This is a genomic window from Novosphingobium resinovorum (genome assembly GCF_036352595.1).
GTDB classification, from domain to species: Bacteria; Pseudomonadota; Alphaproteobacteria; order Sphingomonadales; family Sphingomonadaceae; genus Novosphingobium; species Novosphingobium resinovorum_B.
The window spans coordinates 65,280-80,774 of sequence record NZ_JAZFAX010000021.1 but is presented as its reverse complement, the minus strand read 5'-3'; the positions used below and the strand labels follow the sequence as shown (position 1 = coordinate 80,774).

Annotated in this window: 6 protein-coding genes; all 6 read right to left on the bottom strand. The window is 71.1% G+C overall.

The features are described 5' to 3' along the window. Positions 1–1,002 carry a glycosyltransferase family 2 protein gene (locus V2S85_RS18410; RefSeq protein WP_330704300.1) on the bottom strand — a complete coding sequence of 334 codons (1,002 nt, stop codon included), beginning with the start codon at positions 1,000–1,002 and terminating at the stop codon, positions 1–3. Beyond that, a complete protein-coding gene (locus tag V2S85_RS18405; RefSeq protein ID WP_330704299.1) occupies positions 999–7,619 on the bottom strand; it encodes an SDR family NAD(P)-dependent oxidoreductase in 6,621 nt (2,206 codons plus the stop codon). The genes V2S85_RS18410 and V2S85_RS18405 overlap by 4 nt, the downstream gene beginning before the upstream one ends. Before the next feature lie 3 nt (positions 7,620–7,622). Further along, positions 7,623–12,269 (bottom strand): MupA/Atu3671 family FMN-dependent luciferase-like monooxygenase, encoded by a 4,647-nt coding sequence (locus V2S85_RS18400; RefSeq protein WP_330704298.1) that lies wholly within the window; start codon positions 12,267–12,269, stop codon positions 7,623–7,625. 131 nt (positions 12,270–12,400) lie between these two features. Beyond that, on the bottom strand, positions 12,401–13,351 hold the full coding sequence (locus V2S85_RS18395; RefSeq protein WP_330704297.1) for a glycosyltransferase family A protein: 951 nt from the start codon (positions 13,349–13,351) through the stop codon (positions 12,401–12,403). Continuing rightward, the gene (locus V2S85_RS18390; RefSeq protein ID WP_330704296.1) at positions 13,324–14,484 is read right to left on the bottom strand and encodes a glycosyltransferase family 2 protein; all 1,161 of its coding nucleotides are present in this window, start codon (positions 14,482–14,484) and stop codon (positions 13,324–13,326) included. Before V2S85_RS18390 ends, V2S85_RS18395 begins: the two co-directional genes overlap by 28 nt. Then, entirely contained in the window at positions 14,481–15,338 is an 858-nt protein-coding gene (locus V2S85_RS18385; protein ID WP_330704295.1) for a 2OG-Fe(II) oxygenase, read from the bottom strand. Before V2S85_RS18385 ends, V2S85_RS18390 begins: the two co-directional genes overlap by 4 nt. Positions 15,339–15,495 lie beyond the last annotated feature (157 nt).

Genomic DNA, 15,495 nt, shown 5'->3' with positions numbered 1-15,495 from the left:
TCAGCGACGGCTGGCGGGCCGCAGCCCGTGCCACACGAAATCGCTGAGCAGCCGTGGCGGATCGCCGCGCGGGGCGCGCCGCAGCGCCTGCTTGGCCAGATGCACGAGATGCCCGGCAATCCACGCGAGGTCCGCCGCCAGCGCATAGGCCCGGCCGTGGTTCTTGCGGAAATAGCGCCGGCGCGAGGCGAACCAGTATCCCGGCACCCGCCGCGCCGCCGCATCGCTGCCGGTGACGCCGGTGCTCTGCCCGGCGATGTGCAGCACCACCGGCCGAGGCGCATACCAGCACTGCCAGCCCAGCGCCTGCGCGGCGCGGCAGAAGTCGGTCTCCTCGTAATAGAGGAAATAGCCCTCGTCGAAGCGCAGCCCCTGGTCCAGCACCTCGCGGCGCACCGCCATGCTCGCGCCCGAGACCCAGTCCGCCTGCACCGCGCGCCCGTCCATCGCCCGCGCCACCGCATGGCGCGCCAGCAGCCGCGACGCCGGGCCCCAGCGCAGGGCCCGCTCCAGTTCGCCCAGCACGCTCGGGAAGCGGAAGGCGAAAGGCCAGGGCGTGCCGTCGGCCAGCAGCAGCGCGGTGCCCGCGATGCCGGCGCGCGGGGTGGCGGCCATGAACGCGGCCAGCGCGTTCACCGCGCCGGGCATGACCCGGGTGTCGGGGTTGAGCAGCCACACCGCCCGCATGCGCGGATCGCCGAGCGCGAGCGCGATGCCCAGGTTGCACCCGGCGCCGAAGCCGCCGTTGCCCGGCGCGCGGACCAGCGTGGCCCAGTCGGCCCAGCCGCGCGCCGCGATCGCCGCAGCCACGAGGTCCGCCGAACCGTCGCGCGAATCGTTGTCGACGACGATCGCCCGCAGCCTGGCGCCCGCCCCGCGCTCCGCCGCCAGGCTGGCGAGGCAATCGACCACCAGCGGCCCGGTGCGGTAATTGACGATGACCACGCCGATCGGGAACGCCAGCGCCGATGCCCGCACGACGGGACCGTTTCGCGCGCTCATTCGGCCGCCTCCTCCAGAAACGCGAAGCGCGCGCCCGGCATCGCCCCGCCGCCGAACGCGGACCCCGCGAGCCGATCGGCCAGCGCATCGTCGAGCGCGCCCTGGAACAGCGGGGCCAGCGTGGCGACGTGCGGTTCCTGCAGGCAGGAGCCGTGTCCGCCGGGAATGTCGATGATCGCGATGTCCTCGCGCACGCGCTTGCCCCAGCCCAGCGCGTAGTCGCGATAGACCATGCGGTAAGGCATGTCGTCGACCAGCCCGGTATCGTCGGCGGCCTTGAACAGCGCGACATTGGCGGATTGCAGGATGCCCATCGGCCGATGCTCGCGATGCGCCACTTCGTAGAGCTTGAGGAAGCCGATCGCCGGCTCGCCCGCCGCCGCGCCGTATCCCGCATTCCTGGCGCCGATATCCCCGGCGCCCGCCTCGCCCGCACTTGCACCTGCGCCCGCACCCGCGCGCAGCGACTGCACCGTGCGCCGGTCGCGCGCCTTGCGCAGCCGCGATTCGACCTCCCACCGCGCCAGGTTCCAGCCCCGGCGGCCGATCTCGGACAGCAGCCCCAGCGGATTGCCGCCGCCCCGCAGCGATGCGGCGAGGCGGCCCAGCCTTACGCGGGTCTCGCCGAAGCGATGCTTGCGCGCCTCGACGTCGGCGGCATCGATGATGCCCACGAAGGCGACTTGCGCACCCGCGCCCTGCAACTGCTGCGCCATCTCGAAGGCGATCACGCCCCCGGCGCACAGGCCCGCAAGCAGATAGGGCCCCTCCGGCTGCACCGCGCGCAGCCTTGCCACGTACCAGGCGGCCATCTCGTCGATGCGGGTATGCGCGAAGTTGCCGTACGCCTTGCGCGGCGGCTCCAGCCCCAGCACCGGGCGGGCGCCGTCCAGCCGCAGCGCCAGGCCGCGATAGAGCAGCGTCTCGCCCAGCCCGTCGTGGACCAGGAACAGCGGCGTGCCCTGCCCGCCCTTGCGGATGGTGACGACGCCCTCGCCCGGTCCCTGCAGCCCCGTTTCCGGGCTTGCCGCGGCGCCGTCGGCCGACTGGCCATCGGGATCGATCACCGCCGCCAGCGCCGCCACCGTCGGCTGGCCCAGCATCGCCGCCAGCGGCAGGGTGCGCCCGGTCCGCCTGCGCAGGCGGTTGGTGAACTGCACCGCCAGCAGCGAATGGCCGCCAAGGTCGAAGAAGTTGTCGTGGCGGCCCACCGCCTCCATGCCGAGCAGGTCGCACCACAAGTCGGCGATGACCTGTTCGGTGGGGGTCGCGGGGGCATCGGCCGGATCGCCGCCGCCTTCTCCCCGGCGCACCGCCTGCGACGGGCTGCGCAGGCGCGTCAGCACCGGGACGAGATCGCAGGGCGATATCACCGTATGCGGCCGGCAGCGACCGGAAAGCAGCCGGGCGACGACCTCGACGCCCTCCTCGGGCAGGATTCCCTGCGTCGCGGCGGGCTCTGCCCGGGCCGTCCGGACGGCGGGTCCGGGCAGAGCGGCCAGGCTGGCGGCATCGCCCATGCGCATCATCGTGAACTCGCGCACTTCGGCCAGGACGAGGCCGTCGGCATCGGTGATGGTGACGTTGAACACCGCCGTCTGGCCATCGCTGGACGCCAGGCGGATGTGGCTCCACACCAATGCGGGCAGCGGCGCGTGCAGGATGAAGCGGCGATAGGTGAACGGCGCGTAGAAATCGCGCGCGGGGTCGCGGCCCGGGATCAGCCCCTGCGCGCCGGCGGTCGCGAAATCGAGCAGCGCCGGGTGCAGGCCCATCGTCCCGGTCTCGGCGGCGAAGGGGGTGGGCAGTTCAAGCTGCAACAGCGCCTCGCCCGGCCCGGCCAGCGCCTGGACCAGCGTGTCCCAGCGCGGGCCGAAGTCCATCATCGGCTGGTCCGCCGCCCCCCCGCTCGCCGGCCCGCACCGTTCGGCGACGGCGCCAAGGTCGAGCGCCGGGCGTAGCGGCGCCAGCGCGTGCGGGCGCACCACGCCATGCGCGTGCTCGGTCCATTCGCCGCCTTGTTCGGGGCGGCCCAGCACGGTGACCTTCCACCCGCTCGCGCCGCGCCGACGGACATGGACGCGCAGGCCGCGCGCCTCCCCGTCAGGCACCGCGAAGGGCTTGAGGAAGGTGACGTCGGACAGTTCCAGCGCGCCTTCGTGGACCAGCGCAACTGCTGCCCGCGACATCTCCAGAAAAGATGTCCCGGGCAGCAGCGCACCGGCGCCGGCGACACGATGCTCGTCGAGCACCCAATGCCGCACGGGGGTTAGGACGCCGGTGACCACGAATTCGTCGTCCGAAATGGTGCAGAGCCGTTCGAGGAAGGGATGCTCGATCGCCTTCCCGGTCCCGAGGTCGTCGGGCAGCGCGCCCGTCCCTCCTTCAGGCACGCCGCCCTCGCGCCCGCCGAGCGCGGCGGCCATGCCGACTTCGGCCCACTGGCTCCAGCCGACCGACTGCACCCGCGTGCGCGGATCGCTGCGCCGCGATTGCGCGTAGGCGTCGAGGAAGGCGTTGGCGGCAGCGTAGTCCACCTGCCCCGGCAGCCCCGCGAAGGCGCTGACCGAGGAGAACAGCAGCAGGAAGCCCGGCGCCTGACCCTTGAGCGCTTCCTCCAGCGCGAAGGTGCCCGCGATCTTGGGCCGCAGCACGGCGTCCACCGCCTTGCGGCTGCGGGTCTCGATCAGCCCGTCGTCGAGCGCACCGGCGGCATGGAACACGCCGTCGATCGGGCCGAAGCGGGAAACCGCCTTACGCACGCCCTTCGCCAGAGCCCTGGCATCGGCGACGTCGGCGACGATCAGCTCCACGTCCGCCCCCGCCGCTTCGAGCGCGAGCAGCTTGCGCACCTTGTCCTCGACGCCCAGCGGCAGGTCGCCGCTTGCGAGGCGCTGCGCCCACTCCCCGCGCGGCGGCAAGGCGCTGCGCCCGACGAGAGCGAGGCGCGCCTTGTATCCGCGCGCAAGGTGGTCGGCGATGGACAGGCCCAGCCCGCCCAGCCCGCCGGTGACGAGATAGACACCGCCCTCGCGCAGCCATGTCGCCTGCCCCTCGGCCAGCGGCTCGCGCGCGTTGCGGTAAGCGAGCGTCCAGCGCTCGCCCGCGCGCAAGGCGACGTCGCCGGAAGCGCGGGGGCCGGAAACCTCGGCGATCACCGCGTCGGCAAGATCGGCGGCGTTCACGGCGGCAAGATCGATGTCGATCGCGCGCACCTCGAGCCCCGGATACTCGGCCGAGACGGTGCGCGCGGCGCCGATCGCCGTGGCCTTGAGCGGCATGAGGTCCGCATCGCCCGCCACGCGCTGCGCCTTGTCGGTGACGAGCGCGACGACCACCGGCCCCTCGTCCACCTGAGCGGCGAGTTCGGGCACCATCGCGATCAGCGCATGCAGCCCCCGATCGAGGATCGCCGCATCCCGGCGCTTCGGCGCGGCTACCCGGCCCGCCAGCCAGCAATGATAGACCTGACGCGGCATCCGCCCGTCACGGCCCAGCCGGACGAACAGCCGCGCCCAGTCCTCGCGCACATCGGGCCGCAGCGCGAAGGCGTCGGCGGCGCTCGCGGCAAAGCGCGTCGCGGCGTGGACAGTGACGGTCTCCACCCCCGCCTTGCGCAGCCGCGCGGCAAGGCTGGCGCCGAACCCGTCGTCATCGCAAAGCACCAGAGCCGGACCGCCTGCAGCCCCGCCCACGGCCTCGCCCTGCGCCAGATCCTCGCGGCTCCACACCGGCTCGTAGCCCCAGTCGCCCAGCGCGAGGCGGGTATCGGCATCGCCCCCGGAGACCGCCGTGTGCAGGCTCGCACCCGGCTCGATCCAGTGCCGTTCGCGCTCGAAGCGGTAGGTCGGCAGCGGCACGCGCAGGCGGCGCTCCTCGCCCCACCATGCGGTCCAGTCGATCTCGACGCCCAGCGCCCAGAGTTCGCCGAGCGCTTCGAGCAACCGCTGGTCGTCAGCAACGTCCTCACCCGCATGGCGCATCGAGGCGACCACCGGCTGGCTGGCCTTGCGCGCCGGGTGCTGACGGGCAAGGCTGGTCATGGCGCGGCCGGGGCCGACTTCCAGCAGCACCTGATCCGCCTCGCCCAGCAGGCATTCGAGGCCGTCGGTATAGCGTACCGGCTCGCGCAGATGCCGCACCCAGTATTCGGGATCGGTCGCCTCCGCCGCGCTCACCCAGCGCCCGGTCAGGTTCGAGGCGAAGGGGATCTGCGGCGCGCGCAGCGTGATCGTCTTCAGCAGGGCGCGGAATTCGGGCAGGATCGGGTCGAGCATCGCCGAATGCGCGGCGACCTCGATGGGGATCGGCTGCGCCTCGATCTCACGCGCGCGCAAGTCGTCGAGGAAGGCCGCCACCGCGTCCGCCGCGCCCGATACGACGCACAGGGACGGGGCGTTGATCGTCGCGATCGAAACCCCGGGCGGCAGCATCGGCGCAAGTTCCGCCTCGGAAAGCGGCACGCTGATCATGCCGCCTTTCGCGGTCGTCTCGAACAGGCGGCCGCGCGCGTGGACGATGCGCAGGCCCGCTTCGAGGTCCACCACGCCCGCGACATGCGCCGCAGCATACTCGCCGCAGCTGTGGCCGATCATCGCGGCCGGCGCGATCCCCAGCGCCATCCAGAAACGGGCGAGCGCGGTCTGGACGATGAACAGCGCGGGCAGCGCGTTGGAGGGACGTTCCAGCTCGGCGGCCGCAGCATCGCGGTCGGCCTCGACCGGGAACAGCCAGCGCTTGAGGTCCGGCACGCCGATGCGCGCAAGCACGGCGAGGCCCCTGTCCACGTCGGCACGGAACGCGGCCTCGGTCTGGTAGAGATCACGCGCCATATCGACATGCTGCAGCCCGCCGCCGCAGAACTGGAAGGCGACCGGGCGGCCGGGCACGCAAACCTGCTTCGCGGACGACTGGCGACTTGCGGTTTCGAGCGCAGCGGCGGCTTCAGCCCCGTCCTGACCCACCGCGAACCGACGCCATGCCAGCGCGCGGCGGCCGGTGTTGAGGGTGAAGGCGGCGTCGGCGAGGGAACAGCCCTCCTCCCCCGCTTCGTCATTGCGAGCCCCGAAGGGGCGCGGCAATCCAGAGGCGGCGTCAACGGCCCTGGATTGCTTCGCTTCGCTCGCAATGACGGAGGTGGCCCCCGCGAAATGCTGCGCCCCAAAATACGCGGACAGCGCCGCAGCATTGGCATCCGCCGCACCTTGCGTGGCGCCCGAGGTCATCAGCAGCTGGCGACGGCGGCTCGGCCCGCTTGGCGCGCGCGGCGGCGCTTCCTCCATGACGATGTGGGCATTGGTCCCCCCCACGCCGAGTGAGCTGACCCCGGCGCGACGGGGGCGATCGTCGCGCCGGAGCCAGGGCGCGCTGGTGGCCTGTACGCGGAAAAGGCCAGTATCCAGCGCGCATTCGGGATTTGCGGCCCCGAAATGCGGAACAGGGGGAAGCTCGGCGTGGCGCATCGCCAGCGCCACCTTGATGACGCCCGCCGCGCCTGCGGCAGTGTCGGTGTGGCCGATGTTGGCCTTCACCGAACCCAGCGCGCAGGGCTCGGGCCTTGTACCAGACTGAGCGAAGACCTGCCGCAGCGCCGCCACTTCGATCGGGTCGCCGATCGGCGTGCCGGTGCCGTGCGCCTCGACATAGTCGATGGCCGAAGGCGCGATGCCGGACACCGCGAGGGCCTCGGCGATCACCGCCGCCTGCCCGTCCACGCTGGGGGCGAGGTAGCCGACCTTGCCCGCGCCGTCGTTGTTGATCGCCGAGCCCCGGATCACCGCATGGATGTGGTCGCCGGCGGCCATGGCATCCTCCAGTCGGCGCAGCGCCACCACGGCGACGCCGCTGCCGAACACGGTGCCCTTGGAGTCCGCGTCGAAGGGACGGCACAGGCCGTCGGGAGAAAGGATCTCGCCCTGCTCGTAGAGGTAGCCCCGGCGGTGCGGCAGTTCGATCGAGGTTCCGCCCGCGAGCGCCATGTCGCACTCGCCCGACAGCAGGCTCTGCGCCGCCATGTGGATCGAGACGAGCGAGGTCGAGCACGCAGTCTGGACGTTGATGCTCGGCCCCTTGAGGTCGAACAAGTACGACACCCGCGTCGTCAGGAAGTCCTTGTCATTGCTGGTATGGCGCAGCAGGAACAGGCCGACCTCGTTCACCAGCTTGCCGTTGGTGAGCAGGTTGTAGGGCATGTAGGCGTTGTGGCCCGATCCCGCGAAGACGCCGATCACGCCGCCATCCCCAGCGAAGCCCTGCGGCGTATGGCCTGCGTCTTCCAGCGCCTCCCACGAGCATTCGAGGAAGTGGCGATGCTGCGGGTCCATGACTGCAGCATCGCGCTTCGAAAGGCCGAACAGCGCGGCGTCGAAGCACTCCATGTCGGCGAGCGGCGCGCCGCGGCGCACGTAGTCGGGGTTGCGCAGCAGGGCGGGCGAGACTCCGGCGGCGAGCAGTTCCTCCTCGGAATACGTCTCGATCCCGTCGCGGCCTTCGCTCAGCAGCGACCAGAATTCCTCCGGGCCGCGCGCCCCGGCGAAGCGGCACGCCATGCCGACGATGGCCACCGCGCTGGAGGTGTCGAGCGAGGGGTCGAACGGTTCTTCGATGGGCTGGTGCATGGTCTAGACCCTCACGCCGATGCGGGCGGTCGCGCGGCGATTACGTGCCTGATTGCGCATTTCGGCGCGGTTCTGACCGGCGAGCGCGGCGGCATCGTCCTGCCCGCCCGACAAGTGCGCGCCGAGCGCGGCGATGGTCGGGAAGCGGAAGATGTCGGTCAGCGCGACCGGCTGCGTGAGTTCGGCGGACAAGCGGCGGTGGACCTGGATGGCGAGCAGCGAGTGGCCGCCAATGTCGAAGAAGTTCTCGGTCAGGCGCACTTGCGGCAGCTTGAGCACGTCGCACCAGATCGCCTGGATCTGGGCCTCCACGCCGGTCGCCGGGGCGGCGCTGTCATCCATGTTGTCGACGACCACGCTGACGGGCTCGGGCAGGGCATTGCGGTCGATCTTGCCGTTGGGCGTGCGCGGCAGGGCTTCGAGCAGGACGAAGTTGCCGGGGACCATGAAGTCGGGCAGCCGCTCCCGCAGATGCGCGCGCAAGTCCTCGACCGCCGGGGCCCCGGTGCGCGGCGCAAGGTAGGCGACGAGGCGGGTGGCGGCGCCTTCCTTGCGGGCGATCACGACGGCCTCGGTGACTTCCGGGTGCGCGGTGAGCGCGGCCTCGATCTCGCCCAGTTCGATGCGGTAGCCGCGGATCTTCACCTGATGGTCGAGGCGGCCGAGGAATTCGAGCGTCCCGTCCTCGCGCTGGCGGGCGAGATCGCCCGTGCGGTAGACGCGCGCGCCCGGATTGAACGGGTCGGCGACGAAGCGTTCGGCGGTCAGCTCGGGCCGGTCGTGGTAGCCGCGCACGACCCCCGCGCCGCCAATGACCAGCTCGCCCGGCGTGCCTTGCCGCACCGGCTGCAGCCGCCGGTCGAGGATGTAGATCTGCTGGTTGAGCAGCGGCCTGCCGAGCGGCGGCGCGCCCCCTTCGTCGAGCGCGTGGACGGCAGACCACACGGTCGTCTCGGTCGGCCCGTACATGTTCATGACGATGCCGGAAACGAGGCCGGTCATGTCGGTCGCCAGCTGCGGTGGAAACGCCTCGCCGCCGACCATGAGGTGCTGGAGCGCCTGCAGGCGCGGGCGGGCAGCCGGGTCGCTCGCGAGCACCTGAAGCAGGGACGGCGTACACTGCAGGTGCGTCACCCCGTGGCGCGCCATCAGGTCGTGAAGCGGGCGTTCTGCGGCGTTATGGTCCTGTTGAGTGCCGTTGAGTGCCAGTGTGCGCAACTGCGCGATTTGCGGCAGATGTTCGATAACCGTCTGGGAATCCACGCCAAAATCGACAAGGCAGCCGATCTCGTCGACGCCGATCGCCGACAGACGGTGGACCAGTGCGACGTTGTCCTCAGGCGTGCCGAACAAGCCGCTGGTCTCGAAGTAGCGCTCGAAGGCATGGTCGAGCAGGGCGTCGGTCTCTTCCTCGGAGATATCGGAAAGTTCCAGTCTTTCAGCACCTTGCGGCGTCTTGAAAGCCGGGAACGACCAGGCGTACTGCTTGAGCAGATTGGTCGAGGTGCGCAGGTACTCGATGAGCGCAGGCTTGACGGCCGCGCGCACCGCATCTTCGCTTTCTCCAAGAAAAGTGTGCAACATCAAAGTGATGCGCCCTTCTCCCGAATACCCGGCCTCGTGCCAGGCGCTACGATAGGCAGCGATCTTGGTCGCCACCTCCTCGATCGACTGCCCCAGCAGGTGCGTCAGCACATTCGCGCCGACCCGCCCTGCCTCGCGGAAAGTCTCTGAATTTCCAGCAGAAGTTATCCAGACCGGCAGCTCCGGCTGGACCGGACGCGGGTACGTGCGCACCGAAACGTCATGCCCCAACGGCCCCGGATAAGCCCGTGCCTCGCCCCGCCAAAGGCCCCGGACATCCTCGACACACCGCTTGAGAACGCCCGCGCGATCGGCATAAGCCTCTGGATTCAGGACGAAATCGTCCGGCTGCCAGCCGGAGGCGAAAGCAATCCCCACACGTCCGCCGGACAAGTTGTCGACCAGCGCCCACTCCTCGGCGATACGCAGCGGATGGTGCAAAGTCCCGACCACGCTCCCGGCACGGATCTGCACCCGCGACGTGATCGCCGCGATGGCCGCTGCAGCGACGGCGGGATTCGGGTAAGGTCCTCCAAAGTCATGGAAATGTCGCTCCGGCGTCCAGATCGCCTCGAAGCCCTCGGCATCGGCGAAGCGGGCGCCCTCCAGCAGGAGGTTGTACTGCTCGGCCGCGCTGCCCGCGCTGGAACTGGCGAAGTAGAACAGGCTGAAACCGACCGGGTGGGCATCAACGGCGACCACTTCCGGCACATCGCCGCGCACCTCGCGCTCGCTGGCGATGACGATGTGGTAGCCGTGCATCAACGGCCACATCAGCTCCAGCGTGGAGATGTCGAAACTGAGGCTGGTGACCGCCAGCCACGTCCCGTCCGGCGCGATCTTGCGATCCATTCCCGCGTAGAAATTCAATAGGTTACAGTGCTCGACCATGACCCCCTTGGGCAGCCCGGTCGAACCCGAGGTGTAGATCATGTAGGCGAGATTCGCGCCTTCCGCGCCGCCATCGAACGGATCGGACGGGCACGCGGCGAAGACATCGCGCATGGTATCGACGTGCAGGATCGGCGCGTCCGTCTGCGGCAAATCGCCCGCCAGCGCGGTCTCGCTGAGGATCAGGCCGAGGCCCGAATCCGCCACCATGTGCGCGATGCGATCTCGCGGATAGGACGGGTCGAGTGGCACGTAGGCACCCCCCGCCTTGTGCACGCCGATGAGGCAGGCGAGCATCTCGACCGAGCGCGACAGGTGGAGGCCGACGAGCACTTCCGGCCCTACGCCGCGCGCGGCAAGATCGCGGGCGATGCGGTTCGAAAGCGCATCGAGCTGCGCATACGTCAGCGAGGTGCCGAGCGCCGTCACCGCCAGCTTTTCCGGGGTTCGGACGGCCTGTTCGACGAAGTGGTGATACCAGGCGGGACCGGCCGGGACCGGGCCTCCGGTGGCGTTCCAGGCGCCGACGATCCGCGCATGTTCCTCCGGCTCCAGCAGCGGCAGACACCCGACCGGCATATCGGCCGCTCCGGCGCACATCGCCTCGAAGCCGCGCACCAGATCCTCGGCATCGGCCCGTGCGAGGCGGGTGGCATCGCAGGTCCAGCGCAGCATGCCCTGCGCGGCGCAGACCGCCACGTCGAGCACTGCGCCGCCGGGGCGCGCGTCCTCCAGGGAGTCCACCACCTGCAGGCTGACGGGGTGGTCGAAAGCGACGCGCCCGCGCAGTTCCGGGCTGCGGGCGATCAGGTCGGCACCGATGGCGACGCGGCGGTGCAGCCCGGCGACCTCGCGGCCGAGCGCATCGCGCAAGGCGCCCAGCGGCGCGTCGAAATCGACTTCGACCCGTAGCGGCATTTCCGGCGCGAACCACGCCGCCACGTCATCGAGGCGGGCGCGGCTGACGCAGTCGGCATAGCCCACTTCCACGCTCGCGCGGTCGGCGGCGCGGGCCAGCCATGCCACCACGGCGGCCAGCGCATCCGATCCGGAGAACCCTTCAGGCAGCGCCCGGTCGAGAACGAAGCGCTGCGGCGCGTCGGCGCCGATGCGGGGGGTGAACTGCGGCAGTTGCAGGCTTTCACGCGTCTGCAGCCGCCGCCGCCACCAGGCCTCGTACCGCCCCGCAGCGGCATCGAGGGCGTCGAGCTGGTCGCGCGCGCCGGCGTCGAGCGCGGGGAAGGCCGGCACGCCCATCAGCATCTCGCCCAGCCGTGCCCCGCTCAGCACCTCTCCGGCCAGCGTGGCCACGCGGTCGAGGCGCAAGTCCTGGTCGCCGGTCGCGATCACGGGCGTCGGGCCGGCCAGGATGACGGTTCCCAGCGCGCGTCCCGACGAGGTCGGCAGCGGCGTGACCTCCTGCACCAGCAGCAGGCCTTCGCCCAGCAGCGCCTTGGGAGCGCCCAGCGGGTTGGCATAGCCCCCGAAATCGAGCGCGCGCACCAGCCGTGCGATCTCGCCTGCCGGGCGGCTCCAGTCGATCGTCGCGGCGGCGCGGGGCCGATCGGCGCGGCCGAGCATGCGCAAGGGGGGCCGCTCCTGCGGCACGGCGGCGGCAACGGCAGCGCCGAGGTCCGCGACGATCCCGGCGAAGCAGCGCAGGCCCGCCTCGAAGCAGCGGGTGTTGAGCGACAGCGCGGTCTCCCCGGCGGCGATGGCGAAGCGCTCGGCCGCGAGGATCGCGCCTTCGTCCACCGCGCCGGTCATCAGGTGCCACGTCACCCCGTGCTCCGGCGCGCCGTCCAGCAGCGCCCAGACCGGGGTGTTGAGCCCGGCCAGTTCGGGCAGCGGGCCGTCGTGGAAATTGATCGCCGCGCGCACGGCAAGGGCCAGCACCTCGGAAGGGAGCACCGCGAGGTTGGAGATGCTGAACAGGTAGTCGGCGCTGCCCGGCGCCCGGTCCAGCAGGTCACGCGGGCGGGGGAGCAGCGCCAGCCCGGCCCGCCGCGCCCAGTCCGCCGCCGGAGACCCCGGCGCGGCGACGACCGCGACGATCTCGTGCCCCTGTTCGACGAGCAGCTTGCCGCATTCCGCCAGCAGGGTCTCGTTGCCGATGAGGATGCTGCGCGGCACCGTGGGTAGCGAGGCACCGCAGGAATCACCAGAAGATGTCATGATATCGCTCACCCCGTAATCGTCGCCCCAAGTCACCGACGACCCTATTTTCATTCCCCTCGGCGCGACACTTCCCAAACACCGCACCGGTTTTCCCTACCGATGTGTATTTGGGAATTTCATGGAGAGGTTTACTTGTACTCGATTAGCTGGATGCGCCTGCCGGTACCGCCGCGACGCTCGCGCCGCTGCCAGTAGTCGAGCTGGCCCTGCAGGTGCGGTAGCTTGCCCAGCGTCATCCAGGTCGCCTGCAGCGCATCCCTGCGCAGCCTGACGCGCAGCCACAGCAGCGGCCAGAACGGCCACGACGGAGGCAAGGACCACAGCACGTTGCTCGCCACCTCGCGGCGCAGGCGGCGGCGGGCGTGGTGATCCTCGGTGCCGCGCATCGCCAGCGCCTCGGCGGTGGCGTAGCCGTTGCGGCGATTGCGCTGCCACCACTGCGCGAAGCGGGTCATGGCCGCATCGTGGATCGTCATGTCCCCTTCAATGCGGCGGATCAGCCAGCCCCTTCGGCGGATGCGGTGGCACAGTTCCGGTTCCTCGCCGGCGATCAGCATCTCGTCGAAGCCCTGCACCTGGGCCAGCGCGGCGACCCGGAACAGCGCGTCGCCGCCGACCGTATCGGCAAGGCCGACGGGCGTGTTCCATTCGTCCTCGCACAAGCGGTTGTAGCGACTGGCATCGGGCGCCCGCTCGCGACGGCGGCCGCAGACGGCGGCAAGCCGCTCGTCCGCCAGCAGGGCCGCGCAGGCCTTGTCGAGCCACCCCGGCACGAGTTCGCAGTCCCCGTCGATGAAATGGAGCAGTTCGAGCCGTGGATCCCGGCGCCGGTGCCACTGCAGCCCGGCATTGCGCGCGCGCGCGGCGGTGAAGGGCCGCGCCGGATCGAGTTCGACGACGGCGAGCCCGCGCGCCCTGGCCAGCGCCACGCTGCCGTCGCTGGAGCCGGAATCGACGTAGACCGCCTCGTGCCCCGTCCGTGTGACGCTCGCGATCGCAAGGTCGAGGCGCGCACCTTCGTTGCGGCCGATGATGACGAAGCCCACCGCCGTCATGGCAGGCGCTCGGTGCGCGTCCATTCACGCTGCCGCCGGGTGAGGAACTGCGCGATCAGCGGCAGCTTCCACGCGCAATAGGACGGCAGCGCGCGTAGCCCGGCGAGCGGGATCAGATCGCGGCCATGGTGCCACCATGCACGCAGCAGCCCGGCTGCGGCGGCCGCCTGCGCCGCCAGCAATGCCAGCAGCGGCGGCGACCACCCCGCCAGCGCGAAGACCGCGACCCCGGCGCCCAGCGAGCACAGCGCCAGCAGCACCGTCGGCGGCACCATGAGGTCGAGCGCCACGACCGCAAGCGCCGGTCGGCGCGGCGCGCGCGCGAGCAGGCGCGGGATGTAGCGCCAGGCGGTCTGCATCATCCCGTGTTCCCAGCGGCGACGCTGGCTGCCGGTGCCGGCGAGCGAACTGGCGGCGCTCAGCACCCGCGCCGCCGGTTCGACGACGACCCGCTCACCCGCGAGCAGGAGGTCGAGCCCCATCTCCAGATCCTCCACCAGCGAGCCGCCCGGCCAGCGCATGGCGAGGAACATCGTGCGCGGGAAGGCCATGCCCGATCCGTGCAGCAGGGCCGCGCCGGACAAGCGCTCCAGCCCCTGCTGGCGCACCAAGTTTTTGATCAGGAAGGCAAAGCCCGAGACCCGCACGATCGCATCCGTTCCGGCAGGTGCGGCGAGGAGGAACACGCCCTGCACCGCCGCCGCTCCTGCTACCGCCCTGGCCGCCAGCGCCGCCAGCCCCCCCGGCAGGACCGTGCAGTCGGCATCGAGGACGATGATCGCCGATGCCTGCGGGCGGTGGGCGGCAATGAAGGCGCGGGCATGGTCCAGGGCATGGCCCTTGCCGCGCCGCGCAGGGTCGATCCGCTCGATCACCGTCGCGCCGAGCCGCCGGGCCCGGGCGGCGGTATCGTCCGCGCAATTGTCGGCGACCACCAGCAGCTCGTCGCCGGGACGCAGATGCGCCAGCGCCGCCCGGACGCTGGCCTCGATCCCCGAGGCTTCGTCATGCGCGGGCATTACCACGAGGAAGGCCGGCGCCACCGTGCCCGGCGGTACGGCCCGGCGGCGGGCACCGACGAGGCATTCGAGCGCGAGCATCGCAGTGGGAACGCCCGCCGCAACGGCGGTCCACCAGGCCAGGAGCGGGGCGATCACGCTTCGGCGCCCTGACCGGCAACCGGGCTCAGCGGCTCTCGGCGGCGGCGTTGCAGCACCGGCGGAATCCAGTCGGACTTGAGGTTGTGCAGGCGCATGCGCCAGTCCGCCCGGTCGCCGCTGCCGGGGCGCACGCGAAAGTCGGTGCTGCGCTCGATCTCGGGCAGCGGCGCGGTGACGGCGGTGTAGTAGTACGTCGCGATCGAGCGGCGCGAGCGGCCCGGCGGACAGGCGAGCGGCTCGGGATGGCCGTGGAAGGTGTCGCGATCGGTGCTGAACACCACCGCGCGGCCGATTTCCGGCAGCACCGAGCGACACCGGGCCTTCATCGCCCGGTCCCACAGTTCCAGCGCGCCGCCATAGTCGGGCGACCAGTCCTCGTTGAGGTAGATCAGCAGGTTGAGCCGGCGCTCCACCTTCATGCGGCCGTGGTGCGGGAAGTCGGCGTGGATGCCCAGGTGCCCGCCCCGCCGCGTCTCGTGCAGGCCAGCGCCAGCGTGGTAGGGATCGGCGATCAGCCCGCGAATGCCGGTCATCTCGCTCAGGAAGGCGAGGAACGCGCGCGAATTGAGTTCGGCGAACAGCATGCGGGTATGCGGCCCGGCGCACTGGTCGGGGCGGAACTGGAACTTCAGCCGTTCCTGGTCGCGGTCGAAGTAGTCGCGCCCGGCGCTGTCGGGAAATTCGCCGAGCACCCGGCGCAGGAAATCGCGGTCGAGGAAATCGTCGACGACGACGTGCGGGAACGGATCGCCCTGGCGGTAGTCCGTCGCCATGGCCGCCCCGGCCTCGCGGCAGGCGTCGTAGTCGAAGCAATGGTATCCGCCCAGGTCGGTGAGCCCCAGAAACGCCATCAGATCCCCCTGTCACGCGCCGCGCGGGCGCCGTCCCGCACCATCGCTGGAACGGACCGAGGATAAGGAGCCCATCCCCGACGGGGCAGACGTGAAACTCCCTTGGATGTTCTCATGATCGACACCCACCACGCCTGCCAAATAGACTTGGCGCGAA

Excerpts from the sequence above, each read along its gene's own strand:
- V2S85_RS18395 (WP_330704297.1), bottom strand. The coding sequence starts at position 13,351 with ATGGACGCGCACCGAGCGCCTGCCATGACGGCGGTGGGCTTCGTCATC.
- V2S85_RS18410 (WP_330704300.1), bottom strand. The coding sequence starts at position 1,002 with ATGAGCGCGCGAAACGGTCCCGTCGTGCGGGCATCGGCGCTGGCGTTC.
- V2S85_RS18400 (WP_330704298.1), bottom strand. The coding sequence starts at position 12,269 with ATGACATCTTCTGGTGATTCCTGCGGTGCCTCGCTACCCACGGTGCCG.
- V2S85_RS18385 (WP_330704295.1), bottom strand. The coding sequence starts at position 15,338 with ATGGCGTTTCTGGGGCTCACCGACCTGGGCGGATACCATTGCTTCGAC.
- V2S85_RS18405 (WP_330704299.1), bottom strand. The coding sequence starts at position 7,619 with ATGCACCAGCCCATCGAAGAACCGTTCGACCCCTCGCTCGACACCTCC.